Annotated in this window: 27 protein-coding genes; 11 read left to right on the top strand and 16 right to left on the bottom strand. The window is 62.5% G+C overall.

Going from position 1 to position 20142, the window contains the following annotated elements; translation table 11 throughout:
* The first annotated feature begins 43 nt into the window (after window positions 1-43).
* Window positions 44-925, top strand: a complete 882-nt coding sequence (locus tag GGQ97_RS11275) for a DNA-methyltransferase (protein ID WP_168069650.1) — start codon at window positions 44-46, stop codon at window positions 923-925.
* 66 nt (window positions 926-991) lie between these two features.
* Here GGQ97_RS11275 and GGQ97_RS11270 read toward each other — a convergent pair whose 3' ends face one another.
* Window positions 992-2038: a DUF4238 domain-containing protein gene (locus GGQ97_RS11270; protein ID WP_168069648.1), complete on the bottom strand. Its 1047-nt coding sequence runs from the start codon at window positions 2036-2038 to the stop codon at window positions 992-994.
* Window positions 2039-2041: 3 nt separating this feature from the next.
* Complete coding sequence (locus GGQ97_RS14725; protein ID WP_168069647.1) at window positions 2042-2296, bottom strand: DUF2188 domain-containing protein; 255 nt, start codon at window positions 2294-2296, stop codon at window positions 2042-2044.
* Between the two features lie 193 nt (window positions 2297-2489).
* Between GGQ97_RS14725 and GGQ97_RS11260 the strand changes: the two genes are divergently transcribed.
* Window positions 2490-3041, top strand: a complete 552-nt coding sequence (locus tag GGQ97_RS11260; RefSeq protein ID WP_168069645.1) for a recombinase family protein — start codon at window positions 2490-2492, stop codon at window positions 3039-3041.
* A 188-nt stretch (window positions 3042-3229) separates the two neighbouring features.
* Here the strand turns inward: GGQ97_RS11260 and GGQ97_RS11255 are convergent, their stop codons facing one another.
* The 3 genes from GGQ97_RS11255 to GGQ97_RS11245 all read right to left on the bottom strand — a co-directional run bounded on the left by GGQ97_RS11255 (window position 3230) and on the right by GGQ97_RS11245 (window position 5257).
* Window positions 3230-4135 (bottom strand): EamA family transporter, encoded by a 906-nt coding sequence (locus GGQ97_RS11255; protein ID WP_168069643.1) that lies wholly within the window; start codon window positions 4133-4135, stop codon window positions 3230-3232.
* A 21-nt stretch (window positions 4136-4156) separates the two neighbouring features.
* Window positions 4157-4477: a quaternary ammonium compound efflux SMR transporter SugE gene (sugE, locus tag GGQ97_RS11250; RefSeq protein ID WP_168069641.1), complete on the bottom strand. Its 321-nt coding sequence runs from the start codon at window positions 4475-4477 to the stop codon at window positions 4157-4159.
* Window positions 4478-4594: 117 nt separating this feature from the next.
* Complete coding sequence (locus GGQ97_RS11245) at window positions 4595-5257, bottom strand: helix-turn-helix domain-containing protein (RefSeq protein ID WP_209022841.1); 663 nt, start codon at window positions 5255-5257, stop codon at window positions 4595-4597.
* Between GGQ97_RS11245 and GGQ97_RS11240 the strand changes: the two genes are divergently transcribed.
* The 5 genes from GGQ97_RS11240 (at window position 5256) to GGQ97_RS11220 (ending at window position 9139) form a co-directional block, all read left to right on the top strand.
* On the top strand, window positions 5256-6395 hold the full coding sequence (locus tag GGQ97_RS11240; protein ID WP_168069639.1) for a trans-sulfuration enzyme family protein: 1140 nt from the start codon (window positions 5256-5258) through the stop codon (window positions 6393-6395). The two genes, GGQ97_RS11245 and GGQ97_RS11240, sit on opposite strands and share 2 nt — an antisense overlap.
* A 10-nt stretch (window positions 6396-6405) precedes the next feature.
* Window positions 6406-7056, top strand: a complete 651-nt coding sequence (locus GGQ97_RS11235; RefSeq protein WP_168069637.1) for an FMN-binding negative transcriptional regulator — start codon at window positions 6406-6408, stop codon at window positions 7054-7056.
* 1 nt (window position 7057) lies between these two features.
* Entirely contained in the window at window positions 7058-7822 is a 765-nt protein-coding gene (locus GGQ97_RS11230) for a hypothetical protein (RefSeq protein ID WP_168069635.1), read from the top strand.
* A 377-nt stretch (window positions 7823-8199) separates the two neighbouring features.
* Window positions 8200-8841: a hypothetical protein gene (locus GGQ97_RS11225; RefSeq protein WP_168069633.1), complete on the top strand. Its 642-nt coding sequence runs from the start codon at window positions 8200-8202 to the stop codon at window positions 8839-8841.
* Between the two features lie 55 nt (window positions 8842-8896).
* Window positions 8897-9139, top strand: coding sequence for a hypothetical protein (locus tag GGQ97_RS11220; protein ID WP_168069631.1), 243 nt, complete (start codon window positions 8897-8899; stop codon window positions 9137-9139).
* A 244-nt stretch (window positions 9140-9383) separates the two neighbouring features.
* Here the strand turns inward: GGQ97_RS11220 and GGQ97_RS11215 are convergent, their stop codons facing one another.
* The 6 genes from GGQ97_RS11215 to GGQ97_RS11190 are packed head-to-tail and all read right to left on the bottom strand — an operon-like array spanning window position 9384 to window position 13920.
* The gene (locus GGQ97_RS11215) at window positions 9384-10796 is read right to left on the bottom strand and encodes an MFS transporter (protein ID WP_342448524.1); all 1413 of its coding nucleotides are present in this window, start codon (window positions 10794-10796) and stop codon (window positions 9384-9386) included.
* Window positions 10793-11056 carry a hypothetical protein gene (locus tag GGQ97_RS11210; RefSeq protein ID WP_168069629.1) on the bottom strand — a complete coding sequence of 88 codons (264 nt, stop codon included), beginning with the start codon at window positions 11054-11056 and terminating at the stop codon, window positions 10793-10795. The genes GGQ97_RS11215 and GGQ97_RS11210 overlap by 4 nt, the downstream gene beginning before the upstream one ends.
* Before the next feature lie 37 nt (window positions 11057-11093).
* Entirely contained in the window at window positions 11094-11678 is a 585-nt protein-coding gene (locus GGQ97_RS11205; RefSeq protein ID WP_168069628.1) for a DUF4126 domain-containing protein, read from the bottom strand.
* Window positions 11675-12223, bottom strand: a complete 549-nt coding sequence (locus GGQ97_RS11200) for a hypothetical protein (RefSeq protein WP_168069626.1) — start codon at window positions 12221-12223, stop codon at window positions 11675-11677. Before GGQ97_RS11200 ends, GGQ97_RS11205 begins: the two co-directional genes overlap by 4 nt.
* A gap of 4 nt (window positions 12224-12227) precedes the next feature.
* Window positions 12228-13412, bottom strand: a complete 1185-nt coding sequence (locus tag GGQ97_RS11195) for an acetyl-CoA C-acyltransferase (protein WP_168069624.1) — start codon at window positions 13410-13412, stop codon at window positions 12228-12230.
* Between the two features lie 52 nt (window positions 13413-13464).
* Entirely contained in the window at window positions 13465-13920 is a 456-nt protein-coding gene (locus GGQ97_RS11190) for a MaoC family dehydratase (RefSeq protein ID WP_168069622.1), read from the bottom strand.
* 166 nt (window positions 13921-14086) lie between these two features.
* On the opposite strand from GGQ97_RS11190, the gene GGQ97_RS11185 reads away from it, so the two are divergent.
* Window positions 14087-15184 carry a histidine kinase dimerization/phosphoacceptor domain -containing protein gene (locus GGQ97_RS11185; protein WP_168069620.1) on the top strand — a complete coding sequence of 366 codons (1098 nt, stop codon included), beginning with the start codon at window positions 14087-14089 and terminating at the stop codon, window positions 15182-15184.
* Window positions 15185-15264: 80 nt separating this feature from the next.
* Here the strand turns inward: GGQ97_RS11185 and GGQ97_RS11180 are convergent, their stop codons facing one another.
* Window positions 15265-16362 (bottom strand): mechanosensitive ion channel family protein, encoded by a 1098-nt coding sequence (locus tag GGQ97_RS11180; RefSeq protein WP_168069618.1) that lies wholly within the window; start codon window positions 16360-16362, stop codon window positions 15265-15267.
* A gap of 61 nt (window positions 16363-16423) precedes the next feature.
* A complete protein-coding gene (locus GGQ97_RS11175; RefSeq protein ID WP_168069617.1) occupies window positions 16424-17545 on the bottom strand; it encodes a DNA topoisomerase IB in 1122 nt (373 codons plus the stop codon).
* Between the two features lie 39 nt (window positions 17546-17584).
* Between GGQ97_RS11175 and GGQ97_RS11170 the strand changes: the two genes are divergently transcribed.
* Window positions 17585-18127: a DJ-1/PfpI/YhbO family deglycase/protease gene (locus GGQ97_RS11170; protein WP_168069615.1), complete on the top strand. Its 543-nt coding sequence runs from the start codon at window positions 17585-17587 to the stop codon at window positions 18125-18127.
* 10 nt (window positions 18128-18137) lie between these two features.
* Entirely contained in the window at window positions 18138-18638 is a 501-nt protein-coding gene (locus tag GGQ97_RS11165) for a hypothetical protein (protein WP_168069613.1), read from the top strand.
* Here GGQ97_RS11165 and GGQ97_RS11160 read toward each other — a convergent pair.
* Window positions 18635-18952: a hypothetical protein gene (locus tag GGQ97_RS11160; RefSeq protein ID WP_168069611.1), complete on the bottom strand. Its 318-nt coding sequence runs from the start codon at window positions 18950-18952 to the stop codon at window positions 18635-18637. The two genes, GGQ97_RS11165 and GGQ97_RS11160, sit on opposite strands and share 4 nt — an antisense overlap.
* A gap of 11 nt (window positions 18953-18963) precedes the next feature.
* Window positions 18964-19176 carry a hypothetical protein gene (locus GGQ97_RS11155; protein WP_168070997.1) on the bottom strand — a complete coding sequence of 71 codons (213 nt, stop codon included), beginning with the start codon at window positions 19174-19176 and terminating at the stop codon, window positions 18964-18966.
* A 75-nt stretch (window positions 19177-19251) separates the two neighbouring features.
* Between GGQ97_RS11155 and GGQ97_RS11150 the strand changes: the two genes are divergently transcribed.
* Window positions 19252-19875 (top strand): S24 family peptidase, encoded by a 624-nt coding sequence (locus GGQ97_RS11150; protein ID WP_342448523.1) that lies wholly within the window; start codon window positions 19252-19254, stop codon window positions 19873-19875.
* On the opposite strand, the gene GGQ97_RS11145 is transcribed toward GGQ97_RS11150, so the two are convergent.
* A complete protein-coding gene (locus GGQ97_RS11145; protein WP_168069607.1) occupies window positions 19872-20072 on the bottom strand; it encodes a hypothetical protein in 201 nt (66 codons plus the stop codon). The two genes, GGQ97_RS11150 and GGQ97_RS11145, sit on opposite strands and share 4 nt — an antisense overlap.
* Window positions 20073-20142 lie beyond the last annotated feature (70 nt).

The raw sequence follows: 20142 nt of genomic DNA, 5'->3' as shown, positions 1-20142 counted from the left end.
ACCACGGCGCTTTGCGAAACGGGTTCCCACATGGGAGCCCAGCATGAACAATGCCGTTCGAAGCCTTTCTGCTAGCCCTGACATTCGTCAGAGCTTCGCCGACCTTCTTGTCGATCTCCACAAAGGCGACTGCCTCAAACTCTTCAGCCGCCTTCCGGATCATTCCATCGATCTGCTGATCTGCGATCTTCCGTTTGGTGTCACTCGCTGTGACTGGGACCGCAAGCTCAACATCGGGCGCTTCTGGGACGAAGTCGCTCGTGTGCTTAAGCCTTGCGGCGCGGTCCTGATGTTTGGCACGCAGCCGTTCACCAGCGAACTGGTGCAGTCGAAGCGCGAGTGGTTCAAATACGAACTGATCTGGCGGAAGAGCCGCCCCACTGGCTTCCAGCAGTGCTGGCAGCGCGTGCTTTCGGATCACGAGAGCATTCTGGTCTTCAGTCCCGGTGTGATCGTGGGCAAGCATCGCTCCAAGCGTCAGATGACCTACAATCCGCAAGGCATCATCGAGCTTCTGATGCCGCGAAGGCGGAAGGGAGAGCGCCGTATTCGCCAGTTCGGTGGCAGCGTCTTGAAGGGCACTATTCAGAAGTGGACGAACTTCCCGCGTAGCGTTCTTGAGTTTGCCTCTGTGCACAAGGGTGTTCACCCGACCCAGAAGCCGGTGGACCTTCTCAGCTACCTTATCCGCACGTTCTCGAATGAGGACGATGTCGTGTGCGATCCGACACTCGGAAGCGGATCGACCGGTGTGGCATCGGTGCTGGCGGGTCGCCACTTCGTCGGCTTCGAACTCGACGAGGGATGGTTCGACATCTCGGACTGTCGCATTGCTGAGGCGGGACGCCAGTTCGTCGAGGCTCGCAAGGCTACCAGCACGAATTCCGCTGTGCCGCCGATTATGGTTGAAGCTGCGGCAGCTTGACTATGCGGGAGAGGTGTCAAAGCCTCTCCCCTCCGATACGTGAGTGCGACTCACGACTTCAACTGCTCAGGCTTGCGAGGCATCCCGCATTTTGCGCCCCTCGTGACCGGGATTCTCGGCCATAAAGCGGCGCGCTAAATCGAAGTCTTGGCGTTGGCAGATCACGAACTCGCGCGCCGCTCTAAGTTGAAGTGAGTTGAGATAATCGACGTTCGCCGAGGCGAGTGGCTGCGGAAGTCCTTTGTCTGCGGCCTCGATCATGGAGATCACTGGGAACAGCACTTCATTTAACTTGTCCATCGTCTGCTTCATGGCGCTTGTGGACAAGCGACCGCACTGGACAGCGGCGAGAGCTTGGGCGGCAGCTTCATTGCGAGATTTGGAGAGATCAGAACGCATCTTGCCGAGGAGGCTTGGACACCACGCGCATAGGGTCAGACTCGGTGACAAGGGCATGTAGATTTCAATGCCTTTCACTGCCAGACCGATGTTTCCGAATAGAGAGTCAGCCGGTTGTCCATTGTGCAGTGTCACCGGGTTGTCACTGAGGTAAAGGGCGCGTTCGGGAGGAGCCTTCTGAAGCAGCAAGTCCTTGCTAGCGATCTCGCGTGTGAATTCGACAATGCTGTCCTGCACCAGCTTCATGTGCTGCAAGGTCAGGAGATCGTCAGTGAGAGGCTCCCACCCCTCAAGGTCTTCCAGCTTGCCGCCTAACCTCTCTAGCTTAGACGAAAGTAGCTTCTCCATTTGGCGAAACTGATCTCGCTGAGACCTCGTCCTCACTAGCTGGAAAGCCATGAGAAAGGCCAATGTGGCTTTCTCTTCCGGGTCATGGGTGAGGCGCTCTTCGGCGACAACTCGCCGATAGGTAGGCAAAACAGTATCTTCGATGCGGCTTATCGCGTCCTCAAAGCTGGCACGATAACGGTCATCTACCACGAAATCGTGGAAGCGCCGTTCTGCCATGATGCCTTTGATGGAAGGGGTGATGATCTCGCCTGTCCTCTTGCTGAAGACGGCTACCTTCTCCTTGCGCTCATCGATGAGGAAGTTCCGCAAGATGAACTTGGGAACATAATGCTGATTTTGCGCTGCTTGCTTCGATGCCGCCATAGCTCAGCCGGGGGAGGATTTAGGATCGCGCTCACGCGGAAACGTGCGCTCTTCCTGCACTTTTCCATCCTCTTTGTGGATGCGAACTGATCCGCCCTGCTTACCAAGAGCATCCGACAGGGCACCACCCTTTGTAGCGTCCGCTTTGGTGTCAAAGCGGGCTCTCGCGCGACCTCCTCCTTCGGGCTCTAACTTCCACCCATCTCGCTTGGAGTCTTTGACCAGATGAAACTTTGGCAGACTAGGCTCCTTTGCCATCACTCACCTCTTCTGAACGCACGCTAGAAAAACGGACACCGTTCTACTCTTGTTCCGCGTGGCAGCGGCACTTTGAGGTGCACCTTCACGTGCCTTTTGCCTGTGACATCTCACGCGTCACAATAGGGTTGCATTTTGTTTTTGTGACATTAGAGTTAGTCAGGGTAGTTCCTAATGTGACAGGCGGAAGCAGATGGCTCGGATTGGTTATGCTCGTTGCTCCTCGGCGGATCAGAGCTTCGACGGACAGGTCGAGCGGCTCAAGAATGCGGGCTGCGACATCGTTCGCGCAGAGAAGGTGAGCGGCAGGAGCCGAGAGGGTCGTGACGAACTCGCCACCATCATGGACTTTGCTCAGCCGGGCGACGAACTCGTGGTAGTGAAGCTCGACAGGCTTGGACGCTCCACTCGCGATGTCCTGAACCTCGTGCATGAGCTTCAGGCCAAGGGAGCCGCTCTCACGGTTCTGGAGCCGAGCTTCAGCACCAAAGATACGACCGGCTCGATCCTCGTGACCGTCCTCGCGATGGTGGCAGAGATGGAGCGCGAGTTCATCCGGAGCCGTCAGGCCGCTGGCATAGCCGCTGCCAAGTCGAAGGGCGTCTACAAGGGTCGGAAACCCTCCGTGCCCATGGAGCGCGTTCGAGAGATGCGTGCGACCGGTGCGACGCCTACCGAGATCGCCAAGACGCTCGGGATCAGCCGCATGAGCGTCTACCGGGCGCTAGGGGAGCAAGCGGCGTGACGGCCTACGACATCCGTCTCGCCCTGCCCGGAAGATCGGTGAAGGTGCGGGTAAGCGCTCGCAACATTGCCGATGCGAAGGCGCTTGCTAGACTTCAGTTTGGAAGCTCAGTTCAATCGGTGATCGTGGCCCCTCCTCGCTCCTGATCGCTGTCCGCTTACAACCCATCACAGACTTGCTTTACTGGATCACGCTGCCTGAGCCTCGGGTAAGGCGGCTTCCGTGCCCTTCGCTGAAACCGCCGTCCCAATCGAGGCCACAACAATGATAGAGATGGCGACCCACTGACCGGGCGCGAGCATTTCACCGAGGATGAGAAAACCCATCAGAGCGCCAATCGCGGGCTCGGCGCTGAGTAGTGTTCCGAACGTGTGAGAAGGCAGTCGCCGAAGAGCGACCATCTCCAGTGAGTAAGGAATGGCACTGGAGATGAGCGCAATCAGAGCGCCGAGCGCTAGAACGTGCGGGATGAGCAGGGCTTCACCCGCATGAGCGATGCCAATCGGAGCAGCAATGGTGGCGGCAATAACCATCCCTGCGGCGCTCGCCGCTGGTCCGTGTTCTGCTCCCGCTCGCTTACCAGCGATGATGTAGAGAGCCCAAAACCCACCGGCAGCGGCAGCAAGAGCGACACCGCGCCAATCGAGGTGGGGTGTTGCTTCGTGTATCGGAAGCAGGATCGAGAGGCCAGCGACCGCAAGAGCGATCCAAGCGTAATCCGCTTTGCGCCGAGACGTGAGCACGGCGACCAACAGCGGGCCGACAAACTCAATGGCGATCCCGATACCTAACGGGATATATCGAAGCGCCATGTAGAAGGTTAAGTTCATGCCAGCGAGGCACGCGCCATAACCTACGAGGCTCCGCCAGTTGGCGCGCCAGTTCAAGCGCCAAGGCCGAAAGACCGCCGAAAGCATCAGTGCCGCGATGCCCAGTCGGAGAGCGCTCGCACCTTCCGCTCCTATGATCGGAAACAACTGCTTCGCTACAGATGCACCCGCCGTGATCGAGACAAGCGATAGAAACAACGCTCCGACTGCAAGCAGATCGGGCGAAGCGCTTGCACGCACGGAGCGCGCGAGAGATTGGTTCATGAGCTAAACTTTCCAAGGCTCTCACATAGCGTGAGAGAGCTTCATCAGAACGAGTCCGCCAAGGATCAGACCAGCGGCTAAAAGGCGCAAAGGGCTCGCGCTCTCACCCAGCACGGTGATGCCAATGACGAAGGCGCCAACCGCGCCTATGCCTGTCCAGACAGTGTAGGCCGTGCCCAGCGGCAAGCTGCGCATTGACCACGAGAGCAATGCAAAACTGGCGGCGAGTCCAGCGAGCGTCACCAGAGAAGGGCCTAGACGTGAAAAGCCGTCAGACAGCTTCATTGAGTAGGCCCAAACAACTTCAAGTAGACCGGCAAGAACGAGCACAAACCAAGCCACAGCAGCCTCCATTTGCTGCCGGGGCGTCCCGGTCTTCAATGCCCGATGTCGGGGGAGGACGTGGCCTCACTTAAGGATGTAGAACGAAGGTCCGATGGATCAATGATCCGCCGCTCTTCAGCGCCCCGGTTCGAAAACCACCATTGTGAACTTCGTCACGCTTGAGCCCCTGCACGCATAAGCGTGAGGTCGCTCAGTCTGGGCTACGGCTGAGCCGCCCTTCAGAAGCGGATACGAAACTCCATCCACTTCAAGTTCAAGTGTGCCCTGCGTCACGTGCAAAAGCTCGCGAGTTCCTCTTGAGTGTGGCTGCGCTTCAAACCGCTCGCCCGGATGTAGCTCCCAGTGCCAAAGTTCCAGCATGTCCGGGCCTTCAGTGCCGACCAGAAGCACCGCCGAACCTCCGTTTGGGCCGCTCCACAGCGTTGTCGTGTCATGAGGTGAGATGGACCGCACTGGCGATGGGCTCGCGCCGGGCGTCTCGACCAGTTCGGCAACGGACACGCGGAGGGCCGAAGCCACTTTGCATAGGATACCGATGCTTGGGTTTGCTTTCCCCTGCTCGATCTGGACCAGCATTCCCTTGCTGACGCCCGAGAGCGCCGCAAGCTGGTCGAAAGTGAGGCCGCGCTCGCGTCGCGTGGACCCGATCCGCGACTGGATCGCCTTAGAGACGAGTTCTGCCTCGGCTTCCACGGCGGTTGATTTATTAGCATTCATGGTCAATATAGTGACCATCGCGGCATCAAAACGCAAGCCCTTTTTTGAGAGTTTCACCATGCAGTTCGAGACCCTTGCCGTTCATGAAGGACGGGACATCGATCCTACCACCGGTGCTGTCGCGCCACCGATCCACTTATCGACAACGTTCGAGCGAGACCCGGACGGAGGGTTCTCGCGTGGGTTCGAGTATATCCGTGACGACAATCCAAACAGGCGTTCTCTTGAGGCGTGCCTAAGCGCGCTGGAAGGGGGGATTGCGACTGTAGCATTCCCGTCAGGCATGGCCGCGATCTCAGCCGCCATTGAGGCCCTCAGAACATCCCACGAAGGGGCACTGTTTGTGCCCCGCGATGTCTACTTTGGCATGCGAGCTTTGCTGACTGAGACGGAGTTCGGAAGAAAACTCGATGTCGTCACGGTTGATATGACGGATGCTGCCGCAGTCGAGCGCGCAACTCGGGATCGCAAGCCGGGGATCATCTGGGTGGAGACGCCCTCTAATCCTCTCGTGAGCATTGTCGATATTGCTGCGATCTCAGCCATCGCTCGGAAGCATGGGGCTGCTGTCGTCGTAGATAACACGTGGGCGACTCCCTTCCTGCAGCGACCCCTTGAGCTTGGAGCCGATGTCGTCGTGCACTCGCTCACGAAATACATCGGCGGCCACAGCGATGTGATGGTCGGGGCTGCTATCGTCCGCAAAGACGGGCCTCACCTTGTCGAGCTTCGCTCGATACAACGGAACAAGGGATTGGTCCCCGCTCCGTTCGACTGTTGGCTGGCGCTACGAGGCGCATCTTCCTTGGCTGCGCGCATGACGGTTCATTGCGGGAGTGCGATGGCCATCGCAAACTTCCTTCAAGGTCACCCCGCCGTGACGGCAGTCCACTATCCCGGTCTTCCGGCGCACTCAGGTCACGAAGTAGCGAAGCGGCAGATGCGCGATTTCGGAGGCATGCTGTCGTTTGAGGTGCGTGGCGGTCGCGAAGAGGCGATGTCCGTCGCTGCCGCCCTCAAAGTATTCACCCGTGCAACCAGCCTCGGAGGCAATCACAGCCTCATTGAGCACCGAGCCTCGGTGGAAGGGCCAGCGACAATGGCTCCTGAAGGACTGCTTCGAGCAGCGATTGGCCTTGAGAACGTCAGCGATCTGATCGGCGATCTTCGGCAAGCTCTGGCCGCAATAACAGAGTAGGAGTCGCGCCATGTATCGACCGCCAGCGTTTCGCGAAGATCGACCGGAGGTGCTACGCGACGCCATTCGGACGCATCCGCTAGGCACACTCGTTACTGCGGGCAGCTTGGGCATCGTCACGAGCCTGTTACCGTTCAGCATACGATGTGAACCGGACGGCGATGTCCTTTGCGCTCATCTTGCCAAAGGCAATCGACAGATCGATGAGCTACGTGAGCAACCTCCCACGTCCGTCCTGTTCCACGGGCCGCAGGGCTACGTGAGCCCTAGCTGGTATGCTACGAAGCGTGAGCATGGTCGCGTGGTGCCCACTTGGAACTTCGTCGTGGTGCAAGTCTGGGGAACACCTACGATCCGAGATGATGTTCAGTGGCTGCGTGAGCAAATCGAAGAACTGACAAACGCGGCGGAGAAGGGCTTCCGCATGCCATGGAAAGTGGCAGATGCGCCGGAAGACTTTATTCAGGCTCAAATGAAGGGGATAGTCGGGCTCGAAATCCCTGTGTCGCGCATCGAAGGAAAGCGGAAGCTGAGCCAGAACCAACCTGACAGAAATCAGGCTGGCGTGATCGCCGGACTTCGAGAGACGGGGCAGGAAGCCTTAGCCGACGCGGTGGCTGAGGGCAGGAGGCAACCAGACGATTTCTCTCTGGCTAAGTGAAATGGCCTTCCTGAGAAAGCGTAAAATGGTTGAGGAGGAAGCGACTGCCATTGGCATCGGCGCCCCGGATGGAACCTTCGACGCTCCGCTCTGTGATGACTGGCGCATCTTAGACAGCGACATGGCTGCTCGCATGTATCGCAATGACATGCAGTTGTTCTTCAACTTCGGGGCTGGAAGTGCCGTCCGGGGTATCAAGGGAACGATGATGCGCTTTCAACAGCGCTCCACCTCCCCAAAGAAGGAGAGGAGAGTTAATGCGGGTGCCGCCCATCTCATCCTTCAGCCAATCGAGCAGGAAATCTACAACCTCATGACCTTGGCGGTGCAAGGGCACTTCGAGAAGGGCTTCCGACGCTGGTTACGGAACAGCCTTCAGTCCGTTGAAACGAGTGAGGTCACGGACGACGACATCATCAAAGCTCAATGGTCGAACCCTAGCGCGCCCCGACGTGATCTTGGGGCAATCATGGCTAACTTGCGGGGTGTCCACCTTTCGGACGTAGTCGAGGGGCCATTGCTTCTTGAGTTAGCGTTGGTGGCGAACGTGGTCCGGCACGGTGATGGCCCCTCCGCTCGGCAAGCATTTGAGCGCTACCCGGACCTGTTCGACGAGGCGCCGGGATCGGAGGAAGACGGCCTCGGCAATGGCGATTCTGAGTTGCCCGAGCGGCTACGCGTTACCGAGGAACGGTTGGCGCTCTATGCTCAAGCTGGCTTCCAGTTCTGGCACCGAGTGCAGTTCGCCTACACGGGCGAGCACTGACGCGCGAACTTCCGGCCAGCGCCTATCCCATTTCATTTTAGGAGCCGGAACTCGCGCTCTGGTAAATATCCCTCATGAGCAAAACGCTCCTTTGAGGGTAGATGACACACAAACTGAGTGAGAGACCGTGGGAGCGGTTCGCCAGAATAATGGGGACGTTGGCTGAAGACGAGGATACCCTCGCAAGCGACTTCTTCTGCAAGCTGAATCGCTGCGGGCATGATTGGAATGGAGCTTACAGGTGCCGCTTGCCGGTCTGTCCGCTTTGCCGTCGCATCAACATTCGGAAGCAGCAACGAAGCACCCTTGCGTCATTTCGAGGATGCTCGAACTCGGACCTGCTCTTCGTCAGCATCTGCTTGCCGGGGTGCCGAGACGTGCGCGACATCGAAGTTACCTTCCAAAAGGGGCAGCAAGACCTCACCAATCGCCTGAGGGCGGATGGGCTGTCCAATGTAGTTCTAAAGGGCTGGCGCGAGATCGACGCGGTCAGCGCCGACCAGTTCACGCACCTTCCGCCGCATAGACACCAGCTGGTGACGGAGATTGCACCGATTGCTCAGGGGCAACTAGGCCCAACGTGGCTGCCGGGCGTGCATGCTGTTGTTCGCCGCGCTGGTCATGACATCGCTGACATCCGACGCGCGCTGCAAGCGCAATGGCCGACCATTCATCAGGTCGATGTTAAGCCCTTCAACGAAGGACGAACGGTAGAGAACAACCTCTTGAGGATCACGTCATACGCCAACAAGTTCTCCAGCCTCACAGCGCTTCGCACCGATAGCCGTTCACCCTACCTCGATCCGTGGCCGGTGGCATGGGACATCGAACTACACACGTGGCTGGAGAGTGTCTCAGAGTATACTCCCTTTCAGTTCCTGAGGTTCTCTAAAGGCTTCCATGCTGCAAGTGTGGAGTCGTGCTTTGAGGAGGACTCTGGTGAGCTTGTTCCTCTTCCCTTCGCATACTCATTTACCGAGATTCCCATGCACATATATACTGGATGGGGACGGGGCTGATCGGCCCTGAAGCGCTGGTCGCGGATAACTAGGGTAGGCGATCAGGAGCACACCAATGCGTTACCGTGACATCATTGACGAATTCGAAGACGAGACTGAGGAGGAGCGCGACGAGCGTTACGCTCTTCAGTATGGGGCAGACGACGACGCCGACGACGCCGAAGTCATGCTTTTGCGAGCGAAAGCCGAAAAGCTGCGTGCCGAAACGAAAGCCATCCTGAGGAAGCAGGAAGCTGAGCATGATGAGATCATGTTGCGAAGGGCACAGGAGCTTTTGGATGCCCGTTTTAGGCGCTAAGCCCGAGAGGTTATTGACCTCCACCTTGGTGAAGCTTGCCCACGGCGATATCGAGCGCCTGTTCGGTCGCCGCTAAGCCCTTGAAATGACGAAAGCCAGGGCCATTTCATCGCTATCGTCAACAGAGCGAAAGGAGGTGGTCAGATGTCTCATTGTCCCAAGTCGGTGAGCCCTGCCTCCAGTCTTGAGGTAGTTGCCTAACGGCTCGGTTCACCGAGCAAGACAATGGAAAGGCCGTCGGAGCTCAGGCTTCGGCGGCCTTTCTTGTTTGGGCAGAGGCGCCGCCGACGGTCAGCCATGCTATCACGCCGGCAAGCGCACTGATCGCGGCGGCAGCCAGCAGCGCGATGTGAAAGGCACCGATCAGCGCTTCGCCCTCGGCCGCCAGCACCGCGCCCAGGAGGGCGGTGGCGATCAGGCCGCCGGTCCGGGCCACCGCGCTGTTGAGCCCGCTGGCGGTGCCGGCGTGGCGCTGGTCAACCGATCCGAGAACGGTGCTGGTCAGCGGCGCCACCGCCAGCGCCATGCCCGAGGCGAGCACGATCACGGCGGGCAGCACCGTAAGGGCATAGCTGCTCTCCGCCTCGATGCGGGTGGCGAGCAGGAAGCCCGCGGCCACCACCAGCGGACCGGCGGTGAGCGGCAGTCGCCCGCCGATCCGAGCGGCGAGCTTGCCCATCAGCGGCGAGGCCACCGCGATGATGATGGCCAGCGGCGTAAGTGCGAGGCCGGCCTGGAGCGGTGAATAACCGCTCGCCTCGATCAGGACGTAGGGGAGGAGCAGCATCACCGCCCCGAACGCGCCGTAGAGCAGGAAGGTGAGGAAGTTGGTGCCGCTGAAGCAGCGGTTGGCGAACATGGCGAGCGGCATCATCGCGCGATCGCCGCGACGGGCTTCGACCCACAGGAACAGGCCGAGGAGGAGCAGGCCGGCAACGCCGAGCCCGATGATCAACGGGTCGGCAGTCATCTGTACCGACCACAGGGTCAGCGCATAAGTGACCCCGAGCAGGCCGAGCGTCGCCAGCAGGGCGCCGGGGTAGTCGGTCCGCGCCGCTTCCTCGTTGCGGCTCTCGGCGGCGAAGCGGGCGGCGATCAGGATCGCGCCCGCGGCGAGGGGAAGGTTGATGTAAAAGATCGCAGGCCAGCCAACGTGGTCGACCAGCCAGCCGCCGATCAGCGGTGCAATCGCGGCGGCGCCGGCGCCTACCGCGGCCCAGATGCCGATCGCCCGCCCGCGCTCCTCACCGGTGAAGGTGGAGTTGAGAAGCGCGAGGCTATTGGGCAGCAGCAGCGCGGCGCCGATGCCTTGGATCACGCGCCCCACCAGCAGCCAGGCGAGATCGGGGGCAAGCGCGCAAAGCAGCGACGCGGCAGCGAAGAGTGCGGTACCGAGCATGAGCAACCGCTTGCGGCCATGCTGGTCGCCGAGTGCTCCGCCGAGCAGCAGCAGCGCCGACAGGGGCAGAAGGTAGGCGTTGACCACCCACTGCACCTCGCTCGCCCCGGCGCTGAAGCTGGCGCGGATCGCGGGCAGGGCGACGTTCAGCACCGAGCCTTCGACAAAGCTCAGGCTGGAGGCGAGGATGCACGCGGCGAGCGTCCAATTGGGGTGCGGCACCGTCGCTTTCGGACGCGCCGCCGCGTCAGGCTTCACCCGCGATCGTCTTCGGCGTCGGCGATGCTGGCCTCGACCATCCGGGTCCAGGTGGCGGGATCACCGACGCTGGCACCGCTGGCGTCCGTTTCGCGGATCGCCTTCAGGACCGCCAGGGCCTGGTTGCGATGGCTTGGCCAATGCTGGTCGACATGGGCCGCGGCATGTTCCTCGGACCCTTCGGCATTGGCGCTATGTTCGGATCCGCACAGCACGCGTGCGATCCGTTCGACGAGGCTGGTGTGACCGCCCTCGGGCATGAGCTTCTCCCTTGTTTCGCTACTGCAATGCGTGAAGCTAGCTTCGGTTCAGAACCCGGCGAACGAGGCGGCGAGCGGACAGGATGAGCCACAGGCTGGCGAGCACCAGGATCAGTGCGATCAGCGCTGCCGCGACCGGATTGGCGATAGCGAGGGCCAGCAAGCCGACGGCGGCGATGTCCTCACCGGTCGAAACCACAATGTTGCTGACCGGTTCGGGCGAGGTGTTGACCATCGCCCGGGTGGCGGCCTTACCCGAGTGCGAAAGGAAGGCCGCGCCGCCGCCGAGGATGAAGGCGGTCACTTGCCAGACCGGGTCGCCCGGATCGACGATGGCCAGCGCGAGCAACGCCCCGCCGAGCGGGCGGATGGCGGTGTTGATGCCGTCCCACAGCGTGTCGATAAAGGCGATCTTGTCAGCGAAAAACTCGAACAAGGCGGCTGCACCCGAGAGCACGAGCACCCACGGATTGGCCAACACGTCGAGCGCGACGAGCTTGTCCGGAAGGTCGATCCAGCCCAGCCGCATCGCGAAGCCGGTGACGAAGGTAACGAGGTAGAGCCGCCAGCCGGCCAGCAGGCTGGTCGATCCGGCCAGCGCAATGAGTTCGACGCCGGTCATGGCTTCGCGCCCTCCAATGCCGGTTTGGCCACTTCCGAGAAGGCCTGGATGATCCTTGGATCGCGCAGTTCGGACAAGGGCACACCGACATTGCCGGTGCCTTCAGGCTGTACGCCTTCGAAGGTGACGATATAGGCGCCGGGCTTGCCCGACCGCGCCGTTCCGCCGCCGTAGACCCCGCAGCTGGTTATCCCGACATCCTCCATTGCGACCGTTCCCGGCGCAGCCTCCCCCTTGAAAGTGCCGAGGCGGAGGGCTTCGACCCGGCGGGCGCGGAGCGAACCCATGCCGAGAAGGCGGGAGATTTCGCCGGATGCGGTAATGCGGGCGAGGCTGACGCGGTCCGCGCGATCGAACCAGCCGCTCTGCTGACGCCGGCGGTTCTCGTCCGCCTCGGCCTCCCCAAAGGTCCGGGCACGGACGGCTAAGTCCGCGTCGCTCTCGCCGGCGAGCCGCTGGAGCGGGGGCGGGGGCACGCAGGCGAGGGCCGGTGCCGGAAAGGCCAACACCAGCGTCACGCCGAGCAGGGCGCGCACCCGGCTCACTCGGTCAGAAGACCTCGAACAGGCCGGCCGCGCCCATGCCGCCGCCGACGCACATGGTGACGACGACGTACTTGGCGCCGCGGCGCTTGCCTTCGAGGAGGGCGTGGCCGGTCAGGCGTGCGCCGCTCATGCCGTAGGGGTGGCCGATCGAGATCGCGCCGCCGTTGACGTTCAAGAGGTCGTCAGGGATGCCGAGCTTGTCCTGGCAGTAGAGCACCTGCACCGCGAACGCCTCGTTCAGCTCCCACAGGCCGATGTCCTCGACCTTGAGCCCGAAGCGGCCGAGCAGCTTGGGCACGGCATAGACCGGGCCGATGCCCATTTCGTCGGGTTCGGTGCCGGCGACCGCCATGCCGACGTAGCGGCCGAGCGGGGTCAGGCCCTTCTTTTCGGCCAGAGCCGAATCCATCACCACGCAGGCCGAGGCACCGTCAGACAATTGGCTGGCGTTGCCCGCAGTAATGATCTGCTCGGGGCCCATCACCGGCTGAAGCTTTGCGAGGTCCTCTAGCGTGGTCTGGGGGCGGTTGCCCTCGTCCTTGGCGAGGGTCACTTCCTGCATCGAAGTTTCGCCGGTTTCCTTGTTCTTCACCGCCATGTTGGCGGTGACCGCGACGATTTCGTCGTCAAAGCGGCCCTGGGCCTGCGCGGCGGCGGTGCGCTGCTGCGAGCGGAGGGCATATTCGTCGCAGCGCTCACGGCTGATCCCGTAGCGGTTGCCGACCACTTCGGCGGTCTGGATCATCGGCATGTAGACCGCATTGTGCATGCTCAGCAGTTCGGGGTCCGATCCGACCCGCATCTCGGGGGTCTGGACGAGCGAAATGCTCTCCACGCCGCCGGCCACGCAGACGTCCATGCGGTCGACAATGACCTGCTTGGCGGCGGTGGCGATCGCCATGAGGCCCGACGCGCACTGGCGGTCGATCGACATGCCGGCGACCCCGACGCCCAAGCCGGCACGAAGCGCGGCGGTGCGGCCGATTGTGGTCTGCACGCCCTGCTGGAGGGCGGCGCCGATGATGCAATCCTCGATCTCGTCATTGGCGATGCCGGAGCGCTCCACCGCGGCGCGGATGGCGTGGGCGGTCAGGGTAGGCGAGGGCGTGGCGTTGAACGCGCCGCGATAGGCGCGGCCGATCGGGGTGCGGGCGGTGGAGACGATGACGGCGTCGCGAACGGTGGACATGGAGGCTCCCGGGAAGAAGTGAGTCGACTGGTGGCTTAGCGGGGCCGGAGCCTTACGCGAAGACCTGCCCGATCCAGGTCGCGATCAGGGCCGGCTTGTCCTCGCCCTCGATCTCGACCGTGACGTCGTGGGCGAACTGATACTGGCCCGGGCGCTTTTCCTCGAAGGCCGCGAGGGTGAAGCGGCCACGCACCCTCTTGCCGGCTCGAACGGGGGCAAGGAAGCGGACTTTGTCGAACCCGTAATTGACGCCCATCTTCGTGGTTTCGGGGACCAGCATGACATCGGCCGCCATCCGCGACAGCAGCGAAAGCGACAGGAAGCCGTGAGCGATGGTGCCGCCAAACGGCGTCTGCGCGGCGAGCGCCTCGTCGATGTGGATGAACTGATGATCCTCGGTGGCGTCGGCGAAGACATTGATGCGGTCTTGCGTGACCTCGATCCAGTCGGAGGTACCAAGCTCCTGCCCTACCTTGGCGCGGATGGTGTCGATGCTGGCGACTGGCATTGAACGTTCCTTTGTCTTCTGGCCGGATCGAGGTCGGCGACCCGCTGAGACAAGGGTAGAGAAGAAGCCTGACACCGGATCAAGGTGAGAATGCGCCGGAGGCAAGCGGCACGGCCGTTTTGTAGCCCCTCTTGCGTTTTGGAGGCCCTTAGGCTCGTAACCGCGAATGAAAGCACGGCAACACCCGTCTGAGCCTGCACGTCTGGCTGCTCTTCGCGCCTACGACGTGCTCGATACGCCGAGGGAGTCGGATTTCGACGAGATCGTGCTGCTCGCCTCGCGGATCTGCGAGGTTCCGATTTCGGTCGTAAACCTGATCGACGAGGACCGCCAATGGTTCAAGGCGGAGACTGGCCTGGGGGTGCGGGAAACGCCGCTCGAAACCTCGTTGTGCGCCCATGTCATCCTGGAGAATGACTTCGTCGAGATCCCTGACACGCTGGCCGATGCGCGGATGTCGGACAATCCTCTTTGCCTCGCCGATCCGGGACTGCGTTTCTATGCGGGGGCGCTGCTGAAATCCAAGGGCGGGTACCCGATCGGCACCCTGTGCGTGCTCGATAATCAGCCGCGAACGCTGAGTGCCCTGCAGCGAGAAGCCCTGCAGGTTCTCGCCAATCAGGTCGTGACCCAGCTCGATCTGCGCGCCGTCATCGCCAACGAAAAGGTGCTGCGAAGCGAGATCGACCACCGGGTGAAGAATTCGCTGCAATCGGTCGGCGCATTCGTCTCCCTAGAGCGAAGCGCGGCCGATGACGAAGACACGCGCGCCTCGCTTGGCCGGGTCGAGCGCCAGATCAGGACCGTTGCCGCGCTTCACGATCATCTGGGATATGCCGGAAACGAGGAAGCGATTGGCCTTGGGCCGTACCTCAGCCAAGTGGTTGACCTACTCAATTCGACCGTCCTCAACGACATCTCGGTGGAGGGCGGCTTCGAGGACAGGCAGGTCACGCCGCGCGAGGCATCCTTGGTAGCGACGATCATCAACGAGTTGGTAGCCAACGCGACCAAGCATTCTTTCGAGCAGTCATCCGGGACGATCAGTCTGACCGGCCAGCGAATGGCGAACTCCGTTTATCGGATCACGTCGGGCGACGACGCCGCGCCGCGCGCTCCCCAGGAGAGCAAGAGCAGCAAACGCGATGGGCTGGGGCTACGGATCCTTGCGGCAACCGTTCGACAGCTTGGAGGATCGATGACGGTCACCAATGACGAGCAGGGCTATTCGACGCAGATCGACCTCCGTTTCGCTGGTGCGTGAGGACCAGCAAGAGTCGAATTCGCACCTACTGCAGCCGCGGGTCGATCAGTGCTATCGAGCAATCCCGCGGTTGGCGATCACTAGTGAGACGAAGGCGGCGGCACCGCATAGGGCATGACCAGCGTCCCATCGGGCGCCGCGGTGAAGGTGGTCTGGGTCGGGTAGGCGAAGTCGATGCCTTCGGCGGCGAAGCGGCGAAGAAGGGCGATCAGGATCGCTGCGCGCTTGGCGAATAGCACGTCGGCGTCGAGGCCGGTGTGGCGGAACAGCAGTTCGTGGTCGAGGCTCGACGCGCCGAGCGCCACCAGCACGCAGCGGTGAAGGGTGCAGCCCTCCTGCGCTTCGACCACCTCGCGGGCGATGTCCGGCACGCGCTCGAGCTTTTCGGGAGGGGTCTGGTAGGTCAGGCCGAAGCGCAACGTCTCCTGCCGCTCGTGCCCGGCGGCGAGGTTGCGGACCTCGCGTTCGAGCAGCTTGGTGTTGGCCATGATCACCTGCTCGCCGGTCAGGCTGGTCAGGCGGGTAGTCTTGAGGCCGATCTTCTCGACCGTTCCGGTGGTGGTGTCGAAGCGGATGGTGTCGCCGCGGCGGAACGGCTTGTCGAACAGGATGGCGAGCGCCGCGAACAGGTCGGAAAAGATGCCCTGCGCGGCAAGGCCGATGGCGATGCCGCCGATGCCGAGGCCGGCGACCAACGCGGTGACATTGACCCCAAGGTTGTCGAGAATGACGATGATCGCGATGGCGAACACCGCGACGCTGACCAGCACGCGGATTACGCCCATGGCGTTGCCGAGCGTGGTTTCGCCCGGCCGCTCGCCGACGCGGGCACCGATCACGCCGAGGATCAGCTCACGCGCCCAGACCGCCGCTTGCAGCGCGAAGGCGATGATGAAGGCATTGTGGAAGAGATGCGCGACGCCGGCGGGTAGCTCGGCATAGTTCAGAACGATCTCGATCGCGGCGGCGGCCATGAACAGCAGGCCGGTCTTCGACAGGACCCGCCCCACCACTCCCTTCCAGGTCACCGCACCCGGGTCGCTGGCGACGATTCGATGACCGATCGAGCGGGCGATCAGCATCAGCCCGATAAGGCCCACCGCAACGGCGACGCCGAGGGCGAGCGATTCAAGGTTGGCGGAAATCCAGTCGAGTAGCTGGGTGAGCTTGGCGTTCATGGGCGCGGAAATGACGGAGGGGTGGGGCAGGGGTCAAGCGCGCGTCCGGCCGGACGAGCGTTCAGGCGGCTGCGGCGACCTTCTTGGCGACTGCGTCGACCTTGGCCATCGAGACGTCGGCGGCCTTGACCGCAGCGTCCACGTTGGCTTGTGCCTGCTTGGCGCCGGCTGGCTTCTTCTTGCCCTTCATCAGCCAGTTGATCAGGCCGACTTCCTCGCTGGACAGATATTTGCGGGCGCGGGGGCGTTCGATCGAACCTAGCGGACGCTTTGGATTCTCGCGGGTCGCCTCGATCAGGCGGGGATGGACGTAGGACTTGCGGCTGATCGCGGGGGTGTTGCCGAGCGCCTCGGCGACGGGTTCGAGCACCGTCTTAAGGCTGATTTTGCGCACTTCCTCCTCCTGGGCGGAGAGCATCTGGTCGAACGCGATCACGCTCGCGCTCCAAGTGCGGAAGTTCTTGGCGGTGAAGTCGCCGCCGGTCGCCTCCCGGATGTAGTCGTTCACGTCGGACGAGGCGATGGCGCAGGTTTCGCCTTCCTCGTCGACATATTGGAACAGGTTCTGCCCGGGCAATTCGGTGATCTTGGACACCACGCGCTTGAGCTTCGCGTCGGTGATCGCAAGCTCCCGGGTGATGCCGTGCTTGCCCTTGAACTTGACCAGCAGCTTGTTGCCCAGCTTGCGGAGGTGGCGGCTGCGCAGAGTGGTTGCGCCGAAGCTCTTGTTTTCCTTGGCGTAGCTTTCGTTGCCGATGCGGATATGTTCGGTGTCGAGCAGCCGGACCACCGCGGCAAGCACGGCCTCGCGGCTGGTCGGCTTGCCACCCAGGTCCTTTTCGACCCGGCGGCGAAGCTTGGGCAGGGCAGCGCCGAACTCGACCGTGCCGAGATATTTCTTCTTGTCCTGCCGCCCCCGGAAGGCCTCGTGATAGCGATATTGCTTGCGGCCCTTCGCGTCGCGGCCGGTGGCCTGGATGTGGCCGTTCGCGAACGGGCAGAACCACGCGTCGGTGTAGGCCGGTGGCAGGGCGATCTTGTTGAGCCGGTCGATCTCGTCGCGATCGGTGATCCGCTTCCCGTCAGGCGAATAATAGGCCCACTTGCCCTTGATCTGGCTGCGGGTGATGCCCGGCTGGTCATCGCAGCAATGGCGGAGGCGGGCGGGGGTGCTGGGTTCCATCTTGAAATGCGAAGCGCCGGAGCCGTAACGCTTGTTCCCATGCAGACCAAAGTCCTGATCATGGCGTCGAGCGGATTCGAGCAGGACGAGCTGTTCGTGCCCCTGGAGCGGCTGCGCGCCGCGGGCTGCGAGGTGAAGCTTGCCGCGCCATCGAGGGACCCGATCCGGGCGACGGTGCTGGACGATCCCGGGCGGTGGATCACGCCGGATCTTTCGATCGCCGAAGCGGACGCGGCCGAATGGGACGCGCTGTTGCTGCCGGGCGGCCTGATCAACCCCGATCACCTGCGCACCGATGCCGCGGCGGTGGCGCTGGTGCGGGCCTTCCTGAAGGGAGACAAGGCGGTCGGGGCGATCTGCCATGGGCCGTGGCTGCTGATCGAAGCCGATGGCGTGCGGGGACGCCAGGTAACCGGCTGGCGCTCGATCCGGACCGATCTTCGCAATGCGGGGGGGATGTTCAGCGATGGGCCGGTGGTGCGCGACGGCAAGCTGGTAACCGCCGTGGGACCGCAGGACAGTGCCGCTTTTGCCGATGCCTTGTTGGCCGCGGCTAAGGAAAGCCTAACCTTTCCCGCTTAGCCCTTGTGGCATGGACAGGGGCGGCGACGAACTGATTGGGTGGAGCATCGACGGGTTCGCGGCAGGGGTGCTTGGGGCAGCCCTTGGCGCGTGCCTGCTGCTGCTGGGAATGGCGATGCCGGCGGTAGTCGCCGCCGCTGGGGGTGGCCTTCTCGCGCTTGCCGCATTGCGCAGGGTCCGGCCCGAGCCGCGGCGGTTCCGCCTGGCAGAATTCGTGCTAATTCCATTCGAGCCCGTCGCGGCCGAGCTTCCCGTGCTCGAACTGACCGAAGCGCTTGCACCCGAACCGCTTGAGCTCGAGGACCGGTTGGACGATCCGGCCACCGACAGCCGGGTCGTGCAATTATTCGCCCCGCGGCCGCTTCCGACGCCCGGCGAACTCGTCCGGCGGATCGAGCATCACCTGGGCAGCGGCGGCGAAGAGCGTGGCGGCACTGTCCTCGAACTCGAGGTCGATGCCTCCGCCGCCCTTCGCCAGGCGCTTGGCGACCTGCGCCGAAGCCTCGCCTAGTCGTCGAGAGTAAGCGCGGCGATCTCCACCTCCGCCATGCCATCCTCCCGCAGCGTCGGCTTTCCAATCACTTCGATATCGGCGACGAACCCGCGGGTCATCGCGAATTCGGCCTCGGACAGGCCGGCCAGCCACAGCGCCGCGAAGCGAAGCGGATCCGGGCCGCCAATGGTGAAGGACGCGCGGTGTCGCTCTCCGTCAAGGGTAAGCGAGTTCCACTCGACCGTCTTCCATGAGCTGAGAAAAATCCTGTTGCAGTCCTCTCCTGCGCGCTGCAGAAGAAGGCGGAGGAGGACATTGGCATACGCCGTCATGCGAGGCCGGTTCACCCTGCAATCTCCAGATAGGCCTTCACCTTTTCCACGGTTTGTGGACGCGGCTCGCGACCCCGGCGCAGGTCGAAAACGAACCGCGGATCACCCATCACCTCTCTGCCGAAGCGTGCCGCACTGAAATTTCCCGCGTTTAAAAAACGTTCAACATCTCTGAGTAAATACACCTTCAACGTCCCCCGCACGCTTCGACTCGGCACGCACATGTCTTCCAATCCGCTTCCTACATGTCTAGGGACAATCCTATGGTCGATAGGGATTTAACTATAGATGCACGCCAAGTGCTTGAGCAATTGTGCCGTGAACGCGCCCAGGATTACGCCAGTCTGTCGCGCCTGATTGGGCGCAACAGTGCCTATATCCAGCAGTTCATCCGGCGCGGCACGCCCAGGCGCCTGCCCGAGCAGGAACGGCGCTTGCTCGCACGGCACTTCGGCATTGCCGAGCAATTGCTTGGAGCGGACAGCGACCGGGTAGCGACCGCCGGCCTGGTGCCCGTCGCCTTGCTGGATCTGGCGGTGTCGGCAGGTCCTGGCGCAGTCGGCGGCAGCGAAATGCCGGTCGCCCAGATCGGCTTCGATCCCGCCTGGCTCAACCGCCTCACCGCCGCCGGCGCCGACGAATTGAGCCTGGTGCAGGTCGACGGTGATTCGATGGCCGGCACCTTGCTTCCCGGCGACGATATCCTGGTCGATCGCAGCGACGGCGAAGCGCGCGTTCGCGACGGTATCTACGTGCTGCGGATCGAGGACAGCCTGCTGGTCAAGCGGCTGACGCTGCATCCGGTGACCCGGCGGGTGACGGTGCAGTCGGACAATCCGGCCTATGCCGACTGGCCGGACCTGGCGCTGTCGGACATCAAGCTGATCGGGCGCGTGATCTGGACCGGGCGGCGGGTCGCCTAGCGGGCACGAAGCCAGAGCAATAGGGCGACCACGGCGGCGGCCGCCACGCCAAGGATCGCGCCAAGGCTGGGCTCGTCATAGGCGATGCCGGCCGCCGATCCGGCGAGGAAACCGATAAAGAGCAGTAGGCCACCTGCATACAGGGCCTTGGATCCGTCGCGTTGCATCGCGGCGCCATAGGCGAGGCCGCTGGGCACGCCAACCCGCCGGGCGCGGTGAGAACAGACAAGGTGAACGCCCCGTCAATCCTGTTTGGTGGCCGGTCGG

Source organism: Sphingomonas kaistensis (genome assembly GCF_011927725.1).
Taxonomy (GTDB): Bacteria; Pseudomonadota; Alphaproteobacteria; order Sphingomonadales; family Sphingomonadaceae; genus Sphingomicrobium; species Sphingomicrobium kaistense.
Note: the sequence above shows the minus strand (reverse complement) of the source record. Positions and strands in the feature narration are given on the sequence as shown.